At 48.8% G+C, this 18,426-nt stretch carries 15 protein-coding genes; 5 read left to right on the forward strand and 10 right to left on the reverse strand.

Going from position 1 to position 18,426, the window contains the following annotated elements; all coding sequences use genetic code 11:
• Positions 1-4: 4 nt before the first annotated feature.
• On the reverse strand, positions 5-2,638 hold the full coding sequence (locus I4W93_RS16690) for a glycoside hydrolase family 16 protein (protein ID WP_224673513.1): 2,634 nt from the start codon (positions 2,636-2,638) through the stop codon (positions 5-7).
• A gap of 419 nt (positions 2,639-3,057) precedes the next feature.
• Between I4W93_RS16690 and I4W93_RS16695 the strand changes: the two genes are divergently transcribed.
• From I4W93_RS16695 to I4W93_RS16715, 5 genes are all read left to right on the forward strand, one after another.
• Complete coding sequence (locus I4W93_RS16695) at positions 3,058-3,900, forward strand: substrate-binding periplasmic protein (RefSeq protein ID WP_205311928.1); 843 nt, start codon at positions 3,058-3,060, stop codon at positions 3,898-3,900.
• An 85-nt stretch (positions 3,901-3,985) separates the two neighbouring features.
• Positions 3,986-4,636 (forward strand): hypothetical protein, encoded by a 651-nt coding sequence (locus I4W93_RS16700; protein ID WP_205311929.1) that lies wholly within the window; start codon positions 3,986-3,988, stop codon positions 4,634-4,636.
• Positions 4,620-5,105 (forward strand): DUF2269 family protein, encoded by a 486-nt coding sequence (locus I4W93_RS16705; protein WP_205311930.1) that lies wholly within the window; start codon positions 4,620-4,622, stop codon positions 5,103-5,105. The genes I4W93_RS16700 and I4W93_RS16705 overlap by 17 nt, the downstream gene beginning before the upstream one ends.
• Positions 5,106-5,114: 9 nt before the next feature.
• Positions 5,115-5,495: a MerR family transcriptional regulator gene (locus tag I4W93_RS16710; RefSeq protein WP_205311931.1), complete on the forward strand. Its 381-nt coding sequence runs from the start codon at positions 5,115-5,117 to the stop codon at positions 5,493-5,495.
• Between the two features lie 68 nt (positions 5,496-5,563).
• Positions 5,564-6,142, forward strand: coding sequence for an NAD(P)H-dependent oxidoreductase (locus tag I4W93_RS16715; RefSeq protein WP_205311932.1), 579 nt, complete (start codon positions 5,564-5,566; stop codon positions 6,140-6,142).
• A 225-nt stretch (positions 6,143-6,367) separates the two neighbouring features.
• On the opposite strand, the gene I4W93_RS16720 is transcribed toward I4W93_RS16715, so the two are convergent.
• From I4W93_RS16720 to I4W93_RS16760, 9 genes are all read right to left on the reverse strand, one after another.
• Positions 6,368-7,132 (reverse strand): type 1 glutamine amidotransferase domain-containing protein, encoded by a 765-nt coding sequence (locus I4W93_RS16720; protein ID WP_205311933.1) that lies wholly within the window; start codon positions 7,130-7,132, stop codon positions 6,368-6,370.
• A 128-nt stretch (positions 7,133-7,260) separates the two neighbouring features.
• Positions 7,261-7,494, reverse strand: a complete 234-nt coding sequence (locus I4W93_RS16725; protein ID WP_205311934.1) for an addiction module protein — start codon at positions 7,492-7,494, stop codon at positions 7,261-7,263.
• Positions 7,495-7,621: 127 nt separating this feature from the next.
• Positions 7,622-9,451 (reverse strand): glutamine--fructose-6-phosphate transaminase (isomerizing), encoded by a 1,830-nt coding sequence (glmS, locus tag I4W93_RS16730; protein ID WP_205311935.1) that lies wholly within the window; start codon positions 9,449-9,451, stop codon positions 7,622-7,624.
• A gap of 48 nt (positions 9,452-9,499) precedes the next feature.
• Positions 9,500-10,267 (reverse strand): DeoR/GlpR family DNA-binding transcription regulator, encoded by a 768-nt coding sequence (locus tag I4W93_RS16735; RefSeq protein WP_205311936.1) that lies wholly within the window; start codon positions 10,265-10,267, stop codon positions 9,500-9,502.
• 67 nt (positions 10,268-10,334) lie between these two features.
• Positions 10,335-13,631: a sensor histidine kinase gene (locus I4W93_RS16740; RefSeq protein WP_205311937.1), complete on the reverse strand. Its 3,297-nt coding sequence runs from the start codon at positions 13,629-13,631 to the stop codon at positions 10,335-10,337.
• A 267-nt stretch (positions 13,632-13,898) separates the two neighbouring features.
• Complete coding sequence (locus I4W93_RS16745) at positions 13,899-14,657, reverse strand: hypothetical protein (RefSeq protein WP_205311938.1); 759 nt, start codon at positions 14,655-14,657, stop codon at positions 13,899-13,901.
• A gap of 54 nt (positions 14,658-14,711) precedes the next feature.
• Complete coding sequence (locus I4W93_RS16750) at positions 14,712-16,016, reverse strand: glycosyltransferase family 2 protein (RefSeq protein WP_205311939.1); 1,305 nt, start codon at positions 16,014-16,016, stop codon at positions 14,712-14,714.
• A 10-nt stretch (positions 16,017-16,026) separates the two neighbouring features.
• Positions 16,027-17,430: a TackOD1 domain-containing metal-binding protein gene (locus I4W93_RS16755; RefSeq protein ID WP_205311940.1), complete on the reverse strand. Its 1,404-nt coding sequence runs from the start codon at positions 17,428-17,430 to the stop codon at positions 16,027-16,029.
• Positions 17,427-18,425, reverse strand: coding sequence for an HlyD family secretion protein (locus tag I4W93_RS16760; RefSeq protein ID WP_205311941.1), 999 nt, complete (start codon positions 18,423-18,425; stop codon positions 17,427-17,429). Before I4W93_RS16760 ends, I4W93_RS16755 begins: the two co-directional genes overlap by 4 nt.
• Position 18,426 lies beyond the last annotated feature (1 nt).

Consider the following 18,426-nt stretch of genomic DNA (forward strand, 5'->3'; position numbering starts at 1 on the left):
TGAATTAGTTATTAGAAATTTCAACGTTATCAATCTGATAAACTGCGCCTTGCCCGGTACCCCAGGCTGGAAACATCATTAACACGTTGATGTCACTGATATCTAAACCAGCGTCAAACAGACTCTGCAGGCTAAAGCTATAGCGGGCCCACTGTCCAGTAACCGGTGCCTGCCCGTTGTTGCCATTAGCCAGCGGTAATTCAACTGCGGTGGCGGCACCAGAAGACTCAATTTTGAACAACCAGGTTGAATCCGGATTAGCCGGCGCATCTACCACACGCAGGTCAAAACTGACAGCACCACTACCTAGCAATGCTGATGCGTCATAAGCGCCGCCTTCTTTCGCCAGGAAGCCCTGCACCGTTTCCGGTGAACCTAATACAGAAAACTGAGCCACTGCGCCATAAGGTGCATCAGTGCTTACAACTTGAGGCGTTGAACCGGCACAACAATCCCACAAATTCCAGTTGGCGTTAATGTCATCACGGAAAATGCTCAGGCTGTTACTTACCGCATTCGGGTTGTAAATACGCGCATTGTCCAGGCGGAAAACCGCGCCTTCACCGGTGCCCCAGGCTGGGAATACCATCAGTACATCAATGGCACTAATGTCCAGGCCAGCATCAAACAGGCTCTGTAAACTGAAGGTGTAAGTCGCCCACTCTCCGGTTACCGGCGTCTGACCGGCATTACCGGCACTTAGCGCTAACTCAACCGCAGAGTCACCACCAGCAGCTTCAATTTTAAACACCCAGGTTGAATCAGGGCTTGCCGGTGGGGTAACGACTTTCATATCAAACTGCACCACACCCTCAGTCAGAATTGAGGCGGCATCAAACGGCACACCAGAACCCAGTGGTGAACGGTTATAAAAACCTAGCACTGTTGGCGAAGCGCCTACGGTAAATTCAGCGGCAACACCACGGCTTTCGTCTTCATCAGTGACCTCAACTGGGTTACTACCTCCACAACAATCCCACATTGGCCAATCCGGGTTTTCGCCATCAGTAAACATTACCAGCTCAGGAGAAGAGGTTGCCGGCGCCGCAATTTTTACGTTATCTACCCGGTATACCGCGCCATTGCCGGTATCCCAGGCTGGGAAAATCATCACTACATCAATAGCGGATAAATCCAGGCCAGCGTCAGCTAACATTTTTAGCGGGAAGGTATAGCTTTGCCATTGGCCTGTTACCGGGACAACACCTTCGCTACTAGCAGTAATCGGCAGTTCGGCGAAAGTGGTGTTTTCGTTGCTTTCGACCTTGAATATCCAGCTGGAATCCGGATTAGATGGCGCAGAAACCACTTGCATATCGAAGGTGATACTGCCGGTTTCCAATAACGGCGAAGCATCAAACGGGCTGGCAACCCCAGGCGCAGTGACAAAAGCGCTGCGGCTAATAAAACCATTTACGGTGGGCTGTGGCCCAACTAAAAATTCATATACCGTGCCACGATCAGCATCTTCTACCAGAGCTGGTGTTGAACCACCACAACAATCCCAGGCTGGCCAGTTAGGGTTTGCCGCGCCGTCAAAAATAGTCAGGTTTTGAGCAATACCTGTTGAAGGTGGTGATGGAATAGGTGCTTTACCTTCTACCAGGGTGTCAGCATCTTTATAGCCTGCACGCACCGTTTCACAACCTTTGCCGCTGTCTAAATCCTGGCCACACTGGTACACACGGACATAATCGATGGCATAAGTTTGGCCATTAGCAAAAGCTTCGGCATCAATTCCCAGATTGTTAACATTTTCTGGCCAGTTACCGCCGACTGCCAAATTCAGCAGCAGATGAAAGCGTTGATCAAAAGGTGCCGCGTTCCACTGGGTTTCCAATGCACCGGTAGCTATGTTGTAGTATTCGGCAAACCAGCCGCGATGGCTTAAACCAATAGCTTCGTCACGGCTGTTAAAACGTACTTTAGACGCCATCTGGGTTTGATACAGGTAACCATCAATATACCAGCGGATTTCACCTTCCTGCCATTCAATAGCATAGGTATGAAAGTCGTCGGCCGGGTTTATATTGTCTGGTAGCAAGTAGGCTTTGCCGGAGTTTTCGTTGTTAGGCCAGTCGCGGCCATAGTGTAAAGTGCCGTAAACATTGGCCTCCACCACGCCTTCGGCATTAACGGTTTTAAGGTTAACGGCTTCCATGATGTCGATTTCGCCTGACTTTGGCCAACCGCCATAAACTTCATCAGTCGGTAGCATCCAAAACGCTGGCCAGGCACCCTGGCCTGAAGGCAACTTGGCGCGCACTTCAAAGCGGCCATATTTAAAGTCACCCTGATATTTAGTATTTAACCGTGCCGACGTATAAGGTTGCGGCGAACCCTCAGCGGCTGGAAGGGCAACTATGTGTAATTTACCGTCGGCAACAAAAGCGTTTTCCGGACTGTCGGTATAACATTGCTTCTCGTTATTACCACCACCGGCACAATTAACCTCACGGGTCCATTTGCTGCTGTCGATGCCACTGCCGTCGAACTCGTCACTCCACACCAGCTGCCAATCACTGACTGGCTCGGTGGGGTCAACCGCGGTAAAATCGGATTTAGTGGCCACATCGCCGCCACAACCGGCTAAGCCTGCCGCCATAAGCAAGGCGGTTAACGTTGAAAGTTGTTTCATTTTTATAATCATCCCCTGGGTTTTGCTACCTGCTGACTGAAACGCCATACCATGAAGGTACCTGCAACATAAATGTAAGCGCTTACAAAAGGTAGATGATTAAATTTCAATCGTCAATAGCACGCCACTAAAAAGCCTAACCAAAGTAGGGCGAAATGTGTCAACTAAATGATTTTTTCATTACATTTCAAAGAACAAGGATGCACCAAATAAAAATCTTATTAATTAATTTGCCAAATTATGGTGCATCACAACACGCGCCGAACATGCCAGCGGCGCGCTATAACAAGGTTTGGAGATCAATCGGCTATTGGTGCATACTTAGCCACATATCCATTTAGTTGTTTTAGCGTGTACTGAGACCCATTTTGTTTCCAAATCGATATCATTCTCGCATACCGCTTGGCGGCCTAATTAGTATGCTGCTGTTGTTAAGCGCAGTGCTGACGCCAAGCGCGGTCGGACAAGACACGCCAACATTAAGTACGGTGTACTATGCTGGCCAACCTCAGCAGGATTACTACACTGATTTACTGCGTCTGGCGCTAAGCTACCCCTGCCAGCAGCATTATAAGTTAGAGGCTTCAAAGCTGGATTTGCCGAAAAAGCGCGCCTTTGACCTGATGAACGCCGGCCAGGGCATTGATGTAATGTATGGTAGCGCCAGCACAGAACGCTTAGCGCAATACCGGGCGGTACCTTTTCCAATACTGCGTGGTTTAATGGGGTTGCGCATCGCGCTGGTTAGCGCTGAGGGAAGAGACAAACTGGCACAAATTCACAGCTTGCCCGCGCTATCACAGCTAAGAGTAGGCCAATATGTAACCTGGAGCGACACCGCAATTTTACGTGCCAATGGCTTTAACCTGGAGACCGGCAGTGATATTGACGGCCTATACCAGATGCTGGCACTGGGCAGAATAGACTACTTCCCACGCTCAGTACTGGAAGTACAACAGAATCAGCAACAATATGCCGCTCTGCAGTTACACATCGACCCGCATATTTTGCTGTATTACCCCACCGCAACTTACTACTACGTTGCTAAACACAATACTGCACTGGCCGAGGCGTTATTATGCGGCTTAGAGCATGCCCAGCAGGACGGCCAATTAAATCTGCTATTTGACCGCTATTATGGCGGCTTGCTGCAGCAGCTGGGTATTGATAAACGCCGGGTATTTAGCTTACACAATCCGTTGTTACCGGCGGGTGTGCCGCTGCAACGGCCAGAACTATGGTATACATTGCCAGATAACTAAGCCGGTGAGCGCCAGATTGGCACGATGATCCCGCCTAACAGTAACTTAATTTTTGCAATTGAGCTTTTGGAAGTGCTGACCAGAGATGACTAAACCATCCTACTTTTACGCCACGCTGTCTATTGCGCTGCTGATTTTTATTGCCTGCATTATGATGAACGGCCCGATGCGACCAGGCCTACCGGTAGGTGATGACCTTGCTACCAGGCTTAATTACATCAATAACAACCTGCTGCTATGGCAACTGGGCTGGCTAAGCTGGATGGCAGCCGCGCTTAGTTTACTGGCGTTTGCGGTAATGCTCTCCACCGAGCTGCAACCCTGTGCCGCCCGCCAGTATGGTGTGTTGTTGGTGGCACTGGGTATGGCGCCCGATCTGATGGCCGAAACGCTGTATGCCTTTGTTATACCGCATATCGCTATTGAGCAACTGGCCTTGCTGCAGTTTATCGACGTACTGGCCATGCACCTGACCGGCTTTTTGGGTAACGGCTTATACAATATCGGCGGCATGCTGCTGACACTGGCGCTGTTAAAGCAGCAACCGGCGTTAAAATTGTGGCTTTATCCGGGCCTTGTTGCCTGGCTGCTCGGTTTGGGGTTATCGGTTACTATTGCGCTACAGCAGCTGAAACTGGCGGAGTATTTTACCGCCGCCAGTATGGTGCTCAGCACCGGCTGGTTTGTGCTGATCGCCTGGAAATTATGGGGAACCGCGCATGTACGCCGCGCTTAAGGTAATTCATCTCGGCTCACTGGTAATGTGGTTAGGCCCGGCGCTTGGCTCCTGGCTGGTACTGCGTTATATGCAGCAGCAAGAGGGCGAGCTAGCGCCCGCCACGGCCAAAGTGTACCGGGTGTTTTTCTGGACGCTAACGCTGGAACATATCGCCTTAGTTAGCCTGCTGCTAAGCGGCGCCACTATGGCATTAATGTACGGCTTTATAGCCATGCCGTGGCTGCAACACAAGCTATGGCTGGTGCTGCTAATCATAGTGCCGCTGGAGATTGTCGATATCTGGCTGGGTAACTGGAAGGTAAAGCGGCTAATCGCCGCGCGTAGCGCCGGTACAGCCTTAACACCGCGCCAGCAGGCATTAGTGCAGTTTTACCATAAAGGCTTTACCAATCTGGCGCTTTTAACCCTACCCGCCACAGTGCTGGTAATTATGTGGTTAGCTGTGTCGAAACAAGCGCTGTGGTGAGGGGTGCAAATGTATATTGGCGCAGTAGTAAAGCAAACCGGAGCTTCGGCAAAAGCGGTACGGTTATATGAAACCTTAGGTTTACTTGGGCCGGTACAGCGTAAAGGGGCCTATCGCTATTACAGTGCTAACCAGCTAAACCAGATTATGCTGATCCGTCAGGCACAGCAGTTGGGCTTTCGCCTGGCCGAACTAAACGAGGTGTTAGGCCCGGATGCTAATGACCCGGACTGGCCGGCATTATTGCAGCACCTAGCAGACAAACAGGCAGCAGTGCAATTGGAAATTACGCGCCTGCAGCAATTGCAGCAGCAACTGCAACTGGCTATGCAAGACATAATGCAGTGCGCCAGCCTGGTACCAAAGCCACCGGTCACGGCCTGCGCTTGACTCTGCCCTAAAGGGCAGACTGTATGCTGTTATCCGACAGGTACAACTTAACCTAACGGAGCAGCAAATTGAGCAGTAAAAATGTATTAATTATCAGCGTGCACAGCGACGCCGAACGGCTTGGCCAGGCGTTAGCGGCAGCCTATGCCGATGCCGCAACGGCAGCAGGGCATAATGTAAGATGGCTACAACTGGACAAGCTTAATTTTAACCCCATATTCCCCGGCTATCACAATGCACCGCCGTTAGAGCCGGATTTACAAGCGGCACAGGCCGATCTGCTGTGGGCAGAGCATATTAGCCTGGTGTATCCCATTTGGTGGGGCAGCGTACCAGCCTTGCTAAAAGGCTTTCTTGACCGCGTATTACTACCGGGCTTTGCCTTTAAGTACCAACCCGACAAAAAATACCCGCAACCGCTACTGACTGGCAGAACCGCGCATTTGCTACTGACCATGGACACCCCGCCCTGGTACTTTCGCTGGATATACGGTGCTCCGGGTTTGCATCAAATCAGCCGTACCACGCTGGCATTTTGCGGTATCAAGCCACTAAAAAGCCTACTGTTGGGGCCGGTGATCAGCTCGACACTGTCGCAGCGCCAGCGTTGGCTTAAGCAAGTCAGCAAACTGGCGCACAGTTTATGACTTAAAAACTGTTGCGCCCATTCCGCTATTAGCCGCGCAACAGGATAAATGGAAGGAAAACCGAAAATTGCCGCACGCCGCACCTGTGCGGCCTTAACGCCGCGCCAGCAGGCCTTGGTGCAGTATTACCATTAAGCTTTTACCAATCTGGCGCTGATCACGCTGCCTGTTACGGTGCTGGTGATTATGTGGCTGGCAGTGTCGAAGCAAGCGCTGTGTTGAGTGCTAATTACCCTGCTGCTGGTGCAGAATAATCATTTCTTTGGCGACCAGTGCAGCTGAGGGTAAAAACATCGTTGATACTAAACGTTGATCAATGACCACATCGTGCTTATCCGCCAGTGTCTCTTTGTTCTGTGCAATAGCGCCATTGTCGCGTAACCGGCTTTCAAGCAGAAAAGGTAGCAAGGTGCCATTTTTCGCCCAGTTTTTTTCCAGCTCGGTTGAATTAGGAAAGCTCGCCACCTTTTTGCTTTTTACTAAAAATTCACCACTAGACAGCTTTACATTGGCGATACTGGCCGCACCGTGGCCGCCAACACCCACAATGCCACCCGCTTGGTATATGCTGGCAATAATGGCCTGGATTTCGGCATTTTGTGCTACATCAAACATCACGCCATAGCCACCACCGCTAAAAACAGCCCAATACTGCTCCGGTTTAACCTGCGCAGGTGTTAGTGAATTGCTGGCTTTTTGCTGAAAGTTTTCATACTTGATGGTGTAACTGGCAATACCCAAAGGGTCGCGCATAAAGGGCACTGCGCCACCCTGTGGCGAGACAAAATCAACCTCATAGCCATGGCTTACAAACACATGGTAAGGCGGGGCAAACTCAAACAAGTCGTTACGGGCTTCATGCTTTTCAACATCGCCCATATCAACCCTGTTAGACGCCACTATCAGCACCTTTTTAACCGGCTGCGCCGCAGCGGCAGGAACAGCACACCAAACACAGAGTAAACACAAAAGCACAGTGAACAATCGCATAACCTTTCCTTAGTAAGTAACAACACAATCAGGTTTGTCGCGGTTAAGGGGCAAAAGGTTTAAATGCAGGATTCAGTTGTATGCATCGGCAATATCTTGATAAACCGCAGGGTGAAACTTAAGCGGCGTCATTTAGCCTGATCTTTACCCAGCTGCTGTTTAATCTCTTGCCAGGAAACGCCAGTTACATAACCGGCTTCAATTTCACTCACCCGCTGTTCAGTTGCTGTCAGCCATTGCTGTTCTGCATCGTCGTCTTGCTGCTGATCGAGGCTGGCAATCAGCGCATGCGCCAACCTGGCTCGTTCATCTGCAGTCAGGTTTTTACTTGACGCCAGTGCTTTCTCGAATAACGTAGTCATTTTTTACTGCCGTAACTATCAGGATTTTTGATTGTAGCAGCTTGATTTACTGAGCCAAACCGGGGAAAAACAATAAAAAAGGCCATCACAGTAAACTGTTGATGGCCTTAATATTTTTAACCGTAAATTATTCTACCGTAACACTCTTCGCCAGGTTACGTGGCTGATCTACGTCGGTGCCTTTGATAATGGCAACGTAATAGCTTAACAGCTGCAGTGGAAGGGTGTAGACGATAGGTGCCAGGATGTCGGCGACGTGTGGCACGTTGATTACCCGCATGGTGTCGTCAGACTGGAACTTGGCATCGGCGTCGGCGAATACGTACAGAATACCGCCACGGGCGCGCACTTCTTCGACGTTCGATTGCAGTTTTTCTAACAGTTCGTTGTTTGGCGCTACTACAATAATCGGCATTTCAGCGTCAATCAGCGCCAGCGGGCCGTGTTTTAACTCGCCTGCGGCATAGGCTTCGGCGTGAATGTAAGAAATTTCCTTAAGCTTTAACGCACCTTCCATCGCAATGGGGTATTGATCGCCGCGGCCTAAGAACAGCGAATGGTGCTTGTCGGCAAACTCTTCTGCCAGCGCTTCAATTTGCGGCGCTAAGGCCAAGGTTTGCTCCAGCTTGGCAGGCAGGCTCTTTAAGGCATCGGTCAGTTCGCGCTGCTGCACGGCAGTTAAACCGTTGTACTTACCAATGGCCATGGTCAGCATCGCCAAACCCACTAATTGCGTGGTAAAGGCTTTGGTTGAGGCTACGCCAATTTCAGCACCGGCACGGGTCATAAAGGCTAAGTCAGACTCGCGCACCAGTGATGAACCGGCAACGTTACAAATGGTTAAGCTGCCCAAATAGCCGGCTTCTTTGGCTAAGCGCAGTGCGGCTAAGGTATCGGCTGTTTCGCCTGATTGCGAAATGCTCACCAGCAGGCTGTTTGGCTGCACGAACGATTTGCGATAGCGAAACTCCGAGGCAATTTCAACGTTGCAAGAAATGCCACCCAGCGATTCTAACCAGTAACGCGCCACCATACCGGAGTGGTAACTGGTGCCACAGGCGACGATTTGTACGTGCTTTACTTTTTTAAATAGCTCTGCCGCGCCGTTACCAAAGGTTTCGTCCAGCACAGAATCGGCACTTAATCGGCCTTCCAGGGTGTTGTTAATCGCGTGCGGCTGCTCGTAAATTTCTTTTAGCATAAAGTGGCGGTACTGGCCTTTGTCGCCAGCGTCGTAGCTGACGTTCGACTCGTGCACTTCACGCTCAATCGCGTTGCCGTCTTTATCGAAAATACTGACGCTGTGGCGGGTAATTTCAGCCACGTCGCCTTCTTCTAGAAACATAAAGCGGCGGGTTACTGGCAACAATGCCAGTTGATCAGAGGCGATAAAGTTTTCGCCAATACCTAACCCGATTACCAACGGGCTACCAGAGCGGGCTACCACTACACGGCTGCTATCGGTTTTGTCCATTAATACCGTGCCGTAAGCACCGTGCAATTGTTTAACGGTTTTTTGTACCGCGGCCAGCAGGCTGCCAGCGGCTTTTAATTCTTCTTCAACTAAGTGCGCGATAACTTCAGTGTCGGTGTCTGAGGTGAACACATAACCTTTGGCTTTTAACGCGTCACGCAGTGGGCTGTGGTTTTCAATAATGCCGTTGTGCACCACGGTAATGTTGCTGGATACATGCGGGTGAGCGTTGCGCTCGCTGGGCTCGCCATGGGTAGCCCAACGGGTGTGGGCGATACCGGTGCCGCCAGCAACCGGTTGCGCTGCTACCGCATCAGATAGCTCTTTTACCTTACCTAAACGGCGCAAGCGGGTTAACTCACCCGCTTCGGTTACTACTGCCACGCCGGCTGAGTCATAACCGCGGTATTCTAAGCGGCGTAAGCCTTCTACCAGAATATCGACTACATCACGTTGCGCTACCGCGCCTACTATTCCACACATAATCTTGCTCCAAAAAAGAATGTTAAGACATTAACGCGCGCAACTGACTCAGGCCTGAACCCGAATAACCTGCACGCCTTGTTGTTCAATTTGTGCCGCATCAGCTACGGCTAAACCTTCGTCGGTGATCAACACTTTGACCATCGCCCAAGGCAATTCCAGATTGTGAATTTTGCGCCCCAGCTTGTCAGATTCCAGCATCACGATAACCTCACGAGCTACTTCTGCCATCACCCGGCTTAAACTGTATAACTCGTTGTAGGTGGTGGTGCCGCGGGCTAAATCTATACCGTCTGCACCGATAAACAGCTGGTCAAAGTCGTAATTACGCAGCATTTGTTCGGCCAACTGGCCCTGAAACGCTTCGGATTGTGGGTCCCAGGTGCCGCCGGTCATTAATAACGTGGGTTCGTTTTCCAGCTCGCGCAGTGTATTGGCAATCGCCAGTGAGTTGGTCATCACCACCAGACCACGTTTGCCAGCCAGCTCAGGCAGTAAGGCGGCAGTAGTACGGCCGCTGTCGATAATAATGCGGTAGTGATCTTTGATCAGGCTGGCGGCGGCTTTGGCAATCGCCAACTTTCGCTTTGAAACTTTTTCTAAGCTACTGTCACTGACAAAGTCCTGCGGTACCGGTACAGCACCACCGTAACGGCGCAACAACAAACCAGCTTGTTCCAGCACAGTTAGGTCTTTGCGGATGGTTACTTCCGAAGTATTAAACCTTGCGGCCAGTTGCTCTACCGACAATTCGCCCTGTTGCTGCAGCTGGCTGACTATTAAATGTCGGCGTTGTTGGGTGTTTCGTTTATTCATTTCTTTCGATTAAGTTTCAAAACGAAAGTTATTTTAATACTTATTTCGTTTTTTGCAAGTTATGGTATTAATCTTTTGTCATTCGTAGCGGCAGCCAGATTGTGTATTGCAAGCCCATCCCTGGTGGGCTGCTAACCTCTATGCGGCCATTAAACCTTACCGTAACCAGGTTATAAACAATATGGCTACCTAAGCCGGTGCCGCCCTGATGCCGTTTAGTAGTAAAGAACGGGTCAAATAAACGCGCCAAATCGGTTGCAGACATGCCGCACCCATTGTCACTGTATTGCAAAAGCAATTGTTGCTGCTGTTGTTGCAGGCTGATAACAATTTGCGGCTGCGCTACATCTTGCAAGCCATGATGCAAGCTGTTCATCACTAAGTTAGTAATAATTTGTGCCAGCGCGCCTGCGTCGGTATACATTTGTAACTGCTCTGGTGCGTCAAGTTTCACCTGACAAACCCGTTTTTTTAGCTGTGGCTGCAAAGACAACAATACATCATGTATGTAGCTGATAAGTTCGATATTACGCACACTATCGTAGGATTGATCGACAGAGATTTGTTTGAAGCTGTTTACTAAATCTGCAGCTCGCCCGGTATTACTTTGTAGTATGCGCACACCATCGGTCACTCGCTGTAAAAAGCGATCGAAAGCACTCTTTTGCATACCACCTTTAGCATATTGCGAAGTAATGCTGTCTAATTCTGCCTGTAAGTGGCTGGCGGCGGTTACGCAAATACCCAATGGCGTGTTGATTTCATGGGCGACACCAGCTACAAGGGCACCAAGTGACGCCATTTTTTCCTGGATCACAAGTTGCTGTTGAGCTTTTTTTAACTCAGCGTATGAATCTTGTAACGCCTGATGCTGCTGCTTTATTTCTTCGGTGCGGGCTGCCACTTCGCGCTCCAACCTCACTCGTAGCTGCCTCTCGTTGGCAAAACGCCACACGATAACCACGGTTACCGTGCCAACTAGCACAATACCCAGCATAAAACGGAATCCCAGCGTCATCCACCAGGACGGCAATACGCTGATTTGCAGTGATTGTGGCTGCTGCCAGTCACCACCTTGATAGCGTGCACTGAGCAAGAAACTATATTGGCCGGGTGGCAGCCGGGTATAAGTGGCAACACGGTTATTATCATGCACTGCCAGCCAATCACGATCAAAGCCTTCTAGCCGGTAACGATACTGTAACAGTTGCGGCTGCAGAAAGTCAGGCGCGGTAAAATGCAGACTAAACATATCCTGCAAATGGTTAAATATCAGCTGTGTGGTTTGGCTTAGCGGTTGTGGTAACACCATATTCAACCCAGGCTGTACTGGCTGATTAAACATACTGAGTTGATGCAAAACAAGTTGTGGTGTTGGAAATTGCCGCTGCGCTAATTGCAGTGGATAAATATCCAGCCCTTGCCGGCCGCCACGGTACACGTTACCAAAGGCTACCGCGCTGGACGCTATCCAGGTAGCTTCTTGCACGCCATGGCGGGCGCCAAGTTGGATAAAGCCCTGGTTAGCGTCCGACCAGATAAAGCGATACATCAGATTAAAGGCTGTCGCCTGCTTCAGCTCCTGATCAACATCATCATGCTGCTGATAAGCTTTGATACCCGTTATCTGGCGTGGCTGCTTACTGCTGCGCAACACCCGGTGCTGCAAATTGCCGGCCCGGACAAACAAATGGCCATTTTCTTCAATAATGGCCTGTACGCCGTTGTAAACCAGTCCGGTGCCGGTTGGCATATTTTGCTGCCAGCGCTCAACACTGTCTAAGTTAGCAGAAACCCTTGCCAAGCCCTGGTCAACTGAACCCAGCCAGATGTCTCCTAGCTGGTCTTCATACAACACGGTAATACTGTTAAACGGCAGTGCTTGTCCATTGCTGTTTAGATGTAGATGCTTTAACAACCGAAAGCGATTATCTAACACAAATACGCCATCGGTGCGGCTGGCCAACCATGTGCGTTGCTGCTGATCAATGTAAATAGCACTGATATGGGGCTGGCGCTGCAGTGGTAACCGTAATAAGGTCCAGCTATTGTCTGGCAGCAAACGGAACAAACCCTGATCGGTGCCTAACCAGATTTCATCAGCCACTTTTTTAACCGCGCGAGCCAGCGTTGGTTCGGCGCCGGGCATGTCTGACCGCGGCAGTGGCCATTTTTGTAGTTCCCCACTATGCGGATTAAAGCGTGCTAAGCCAGACTCGCGATTAGCCAACCATATTTGATCTGGTGCTACCGCATCAATCCCAAAGACATCATTACTGGTTAACAAGAGATCATTATCCGGTGCTGCCGGTAACACTTGGATCTGGCGGGCAAAAGCACTTAACTGGCTAAAGCCGGTATGACTGATAAACCAGATGCTTTCTGCTTGATCCTGAAACATAGAGAAAATAGCGTTAGATTGCAGCCCATCCCGCAGCAAACCTTCGTGCCAAAAGTGCCGCCACTTGCCAGTGTCCGGTTGAAAATGCCAAACTCCACGATCAAAGCTGCTTACCCATAACTCTCCAAATGAGTCAGTCAGGATATCGGTTAGTTGGCTTTGATTCAGTTCAGCAGGCGCCGTGAACGCTTGCAATATATCATCTTGCTGTAGCAGCCATATACCGCCGCCAAAGGTCGTAAGGGAAAGCTCTGATGACGGCATCCAATGTAAACGGGTGATGTGATCTACCGGTAAATTTGAATTTCGGCTATGCCAATGCGTTACAGTTGAACTCGCAAGGTCTACTCGTACTAAACCAGACACTTCATTACCTGGCCTGCGCTGTGGTGCTTCTCCCAACGCAAGATAAAGGCGATTGTCTCGTACGGATAAGTGATTAATGTAACGAAAATCAACCAACAGCTCTGGTAAAAAGCGTTTTAGCTGGCCAGCGCCTTTTGCCAGCGTAGCCACACCACCACCATAACTGGCTACCCAAAGCGTGCCGTTGTTATCTTCAACCAAGGCGGTAATTTCGCTGTTGTCGGCATCCGGCCAGTTAAACCGGCTGAACTGTTCGGTCGAAGGGTTAAACCGGTTTAAACCGCCATAACGGGTGCCCACCCATAAAATACCGTCGCTATCCATTAATAAGCTGGTTATCCAACCTGACGATAAGCGGTCGGCCTTAGTACTGTCCGCCGGATAATGCTGCAAGGTTACGCCGTCAAACCGATACAACCCATGATGCGTCCCCAACCAGAGAAATCCTTGTTTATCTTGCAGCATACTGGTTGCAAATGGCGAAATAGCTTGGCTATCGGCGAGATGGGTAAAACGGGCATAAGCGGGTGTAACAGCAATACCAGCAGCACAATGCCAGCTGCAAAGTAGAAACACTAAACTAGTGAAAATTGCCATCACTCTACGCATTCTACAAAGCCATACTCAATACTATTTGTTAATTATGAGGACTTTGCTTATATCCGCAAATGTAATATTCAACTATATGAATGCTATAAACTGATCCTGCAACAGAAAAAATACCTTTAAGTAAATAGCAAAAGGAGAGACATCCTCGGGCATGGCATTGTCTTAGCGCAGAGCTGAAGCGCTGGAAAACAAAAAAGCACATACCTATTTAGGTATGTGCTTTAGTAAAGCGGGTCAACGAATACGTGGAGGCTGTTAAGCGGCCGCTACCGAAGCTTGTGCTGACACGCGCTGTTTGCGTGACTGCCGCGACGCTGCTACAACAAGAAACAGACCAGAAATAAATACCACTACACCAGGCTCGGCAACCGATGACACATCTAACGGCGGTGTACTGGCACTTAACTGCCAAAAGCGAGCTGTCTGGCTTTCAGTATAAACGCCAACCCGGCCGCTGGTGAACGTTAAATCTTCCAGACTAAACGTCTCTGTGCCAAAGTTAACATTAAGCTGACTACCCTGGCGGCTTACATTAAAGCCATAGCTTGTATTATCTTCCCAAAACAAGTCGCTAATGTTAAACAATGTATTTGATACACCGCCAACTTCACGGATTAGATATAAACCGGTGCGGCCAGTGATATCTCTATACGATTGATCATCATTAGTACCAGCACGCTGAGTCTGGCTCCAGCCCACACGGTAATGGTTTTGCTCGTCCTGCCAGCCAAACACCAAGCCCACGATATCATTGTCATCGTAATCAACAGTGGTTGGCGAGAAGAATCCGCTAAACAAAAAGTCGCCGAACAGCTGAAAATCACTGACTAATGCGCCAGAGGTATTGCCTCTCTTTTCTGGTGCCTGGCTTTTTAAACCTACCCAAGTACCGGTATTTCGGTCATTAGAAGGACCAACCACAGCAGACCACTTGGAGGTGTCTACATTAATGATCCCGGCGTTTGCACCAAGGGACAAACAACTCAGAAGACAAGCAATTAAAACTTTTTTCATTTTAACTATCCATTGTTAAAAATAGGGAGACTAGATAATGACTGTTCAATTATCCTACAGTTTGTTGCGCTTTGCAATCTTAGATACTTTCCACGGGTTCCATTTATCAACATAAGAACTTTTATGCAACAATTCCATAATATATGCAAAGGTACGTACCAATCTTAAGTATGTACCTGTATATATCGGCATCAACGGGACAAACATTACAGATTTATAATTTGGCTTATGTCCCAAGCTACGCTGCATAATTATTGAAAATAACCATTGCGCTAAATTTGCTAAGAAGTAGAACACATAATTAATGATTAAAAGAAAAGCGATATAAGCCGAGCTTAGCTGTACAATTTGGAAAAAATAAATAACCCACTTTATATCTAACAGTAAATTGAAGAACAAATTATCTACGACTGAGATAAAGTTACTCCATTTAAATTCGGCTGAAGGTAGCAAAATATCCCGATGCTTACGTAAGCGAAAACGGATCATCGATTTGTCCCAGCGATAACGTTGCTTTGCCAGGCGCCAAAAGTTTTTCGGCGCATTGGTGTAGCATACGCTGCTAGGTTCATGCACTACCTTATATCCTAGCTTGCGAATTTTTAGCGTAATGTCACCATCAAGCCCAGGGCCAACGTCCCAACCGTGGATCTTATTCAACACATCTTTACGAAATGCGCCATAAGCACCAGAAACAATACGCAAGATACCCAGTTGCGAGGCAACCGTACGCCCCAGCATCAAACTTTTTGTATATTCAATACCTTGAGTTTGTGTGGCAAAGCTATCACTGTAATTTGCCACACGCACATCGCCACCCACACAACCGACCTCATCGTCCATCAAAAACGGCAACATTATATTTTCCAGTGCGTCGGTTGCCATGTGTGAATCGGCATCAATGTGAACAATATAAGGACCGTTAGCGAATTGCAGTGCAGTATTGGCAGCCGACGCTTTTCCGCCCCGAATAGCATTTCGGATAAAGCAATCGATTAAGCCCTGACGCTCAAGTTCACGACATATCAGTGGTGTTGTATCGTCTGAGCCGTCATCTACGACGATTAGTTCGAAAAAGGGATAGCTTTGGTTGCGTAACGTTTGCACCAACTTAGGTAAGTAGCGACCTTCGTTTTTACCCGGCACAATAATCGAAATCAGCGGCTTTTCTTTAAAAAGCCGCCGTCTTGCCGCAGCATAACGCGGCGCCATGCGCTTTCGCTTCGGCAGGTAGTACAGCAGCACCACCCCTTCAATCAGCACATAGCGCACCATATCCAGCATAAAAAATGGCCAGAAATAGCCTAGTAGCTGCCATGCATCCAGATTGATAAAAAATACAAACGCCTGTTCAAGCAAAAATACGACCTCAATTATTTAAAAACTGTTCCAACGTCTGCTTTACTTGCAATTCTGCTTCAACATTGACGGCCTGTATTTGCATGTCCAGAGTTCTATCAAGGTTTTCACTAAATAAACGCTCCACGGCTTTATTTAGTCTGTTCAACGCCAGGTCTGCTTTGTCCTTGCTGGTTTCGGTCATCAATATAGCGAACACACTCTCGTTATAAGCCGTTACCACGTCGGTATCTCTGAGCACTGCCTTAAAAATACCGGCAAGTTCAGAGAATACTTGTTTTGATTTACTACCCAGCTCAAAGTGAATCTTATCTAACCCAATCAAACGCACAATAGCTAAGGCACTTTGTGATTTGCCGTAACGTGCAATGCGGGCGGTTTCAATGCTGACAAACAATTCGAACTCGCGTAATGATACCAGCTGCAGCTCTTCTTCCAATATGTTGGTAAAGTAGGTTTGCAGGCCGTAGAACGCGGCATTAAGGCCGACAGATGTCAGTTGATAACGATTTACCCTCCGAAGATCGAGGAATTTTGTTTCTGTTGAACAGCCACAACTAAAGCACTTAGCCATCACATTGGCGTCTTGGCTAACATGCTGGCAAACACGACACTTGTTAACCACTGATGGTTTGTCGTAATCAACACCTATGTGTCGCAGTTGCTTATCACATTTGGGGCATACCAGGCTGTCACCACCGCGCTTGAAGCGGGAAATATCGGCAGTAAACGCACACTTAAAGTGATGCACCAGCTCGACAACATCTAAGTCCTGCGAGCCGCATTCAATACATGTTTCTTTAAAATTCAAAAATGCGCTGTCGCAATGGGGACAGAAATGGGCACGCTCAAACAGCGTGGGTGATAACAACCTTTGCTCTTCAAGAAACGCCAGCATTTGTATTGCGCCCATGTCTTGCTTGGTAAATAAGGGCTGCAACAACGGATAAATAAAGCCAGTGCAGATGTCGGCTGAGGCCAAAGGCGCCGCATCAATTTGCCGACTGGCCAACAAGCGCAGTAATCTGACGGGTAAATGACCATCCACAGCACCAGCAATGACCGGCAATGTGTCGATCCAGCGGTTGATACCTTCAAGCTGTTCTGACCAGACAGACCAATCAATGGCATGGTCTGTATCTTTCTCAATCACTGCGTCTGCCGCTTGCCATTGCCAGCCTTCCCGGGAGCCTTTAGCTGCAACAAACACAATGGGGCGCAAATAAACCTGCGGTAAAGCCTGCTGACGTAACTGAACCAGAGCGGCATAAGCAGCAGACAAATTGGTGGCATCCAAAACCAGGAAGGATACCTGCTGCCAGTTAATTTGTTCGAGTTGCGACAACGTTATGCTGTGCTCTAGTAATACAGCATTAGTTTCTGCAAAAATAAACTGAAAGGGACTTTTTTTCATCTTACACCTCGAACAGATACCGGTAACCTTTCAAACGTGCGCCACAACGCATTATCAGCAGGATCCATAGGCACCAAAACCATTCTCAACGAAACTTTATCCAGACCGAGCAGATCATTTAAATTGCCACTTACCTGGCTGGCAATAGACTCAATTTGGGCAATACGCGCCAGACTTTCAGCACCATCAGGAAACGTAACAACCAATTGCGGCTGTTTTGCAAAAGAGCGATACAAATTAGCATCCGCCAGGAATACCACTCGCGCTTTGGCATCGGCTGATAAATATTTCAAAATTGGCCGACCTTTTTCGGCATAAGTTTGAGACGTCACACGCATATCGGTTACGGTACCGTCTTCAAATGCCCATACATCTTTTGCCGTACAATCTGCGGCTACAGGCTTATCGTCAAAGGCAAGCTGCAAACTCTGACGCCGCGCCGCCATGATGGCTAGCTTGTCTTTCGCCCGCTGAATGTCTAATTTCAATTTTTGCTGTGCTTGTTGCACGCTTTGTTGCTCTTTCTGCTGCGCCTGAAACAGAGAGGCATTTACTTCCAGCGCACGTAACATACCGGTTGACGGCTGCTGTATTGCAGCAACATAGTTTAGCTCTTGCTGCAGAGCTTTAATGTCAGTTGCCAGTACATCCATGTCATAGCCAAGCTTGTCAGCTTGCGCGTTATCTTCAGGCAAACATTGTTTTTCTGCTGCGATGCGGGCCAATAGCTCGCCTTTTTTAAACGGTTGATTAAGGCCAACAAACACATCCTGTAACACGCCAGAGCGTTCGGCGACAATCTCTTTTACCTCAACATCGACCAAGCCTTGCGCTTCAATCATGTAGTAAGGCTTCAGTAACAAATAAACTAAGTAGCCAACCATCAAGGCTACCAAGATAAAATAGATCCACTGCGTAATGCTGGATTTACTCGACGGAGACGGCTGCCCCTCTGGCGCAGCACTAATAAGGCTTTTGCGATTATATAATTTCACT

The sequence above is a fragment of the Rheinheimera maricola genome, assembly GCF_016918075.2.
GTDB classification, from domain to species: Bacteria; Pseudomonadota; Gammaproteobacteria; order Enterobacterales; family Alteromonadaceae; genus Alishewanella; species Alishewanella maricola_A.